At 47.6% G+C, this 643-nt stretch carries 1 pseudogene; it reads left to right on the top strand.

The window, feature by feature from the left end:
- Positions 1 to 643, top strand: a pseudogene (locus AB4496_RS23360) (ribonuclease E); the annotation flags it as partial.

Here is a 643-nt window from a genome sequence, read left to right on the forward strand (position 1 = left end):
GGTCTACAGCTAGCGGCAGAAGCTCAAGCTGATAAACTAGAAGCGCCTAAGGCTAAGCCAGAAGCGAAAGCAGCTAAGATTAAAGAGCGTCGTCAGCGTCGTAAACTGAACAAACAAGTTCGTATTAAAGACCAACAAGCTGAAGCTTCAGAAAACTCGTCAAATGAGTCTGCTGTTGCTAAAGAACAGTCTATTGCGAAAGAACAATCAGTAGCTCAAGAGCAAAAAGTTGCGGAACAAGTAGAAGCAACTCAAGCAAACGCTGATGAACAAACAGAACAGGAAGAGCCGAAGCAACGTCGCAACCGTCGTTCTCCACGTCACCTACGTGCAAGTGGTCAACGTCGTCGTCGCGGTCGTGATCGTCGTCCTAACCCATTCCGCCTACGTAAAGGTGGTGTAGCTTCTCCAGAGATGGCTATGGGTAAAGTGATGCCTCGCTTCATTCCAAAACCTCACCATAATCAGGCAAAACCTGAAGTGGCTGAAGTTCAAGTAGCAGTTGAAACTCAAGTTGCTGTACAGGAGCAAAACGTAGCTCAAGAGACGGCACCACAAAGTAACACAGCTATTGCTGGCGGCTTTGCATGTCCTGAACTTGCGATGGGTAAAGTCATTATCCGCCGTGAAGAAGCTGAAACTG

It is taken from the genome of Vibrio sp. 10N.222.46.A1 (assembly GCF_041473595.1).
In the GTDB taxonomy this organism is placed as follows: Bacteria; Pseudomonadota; Gammaproteobacteria; order Enterobacterales; family Vibrionaceae; genus Vibrio; species Vibrio tasmaniensis_A.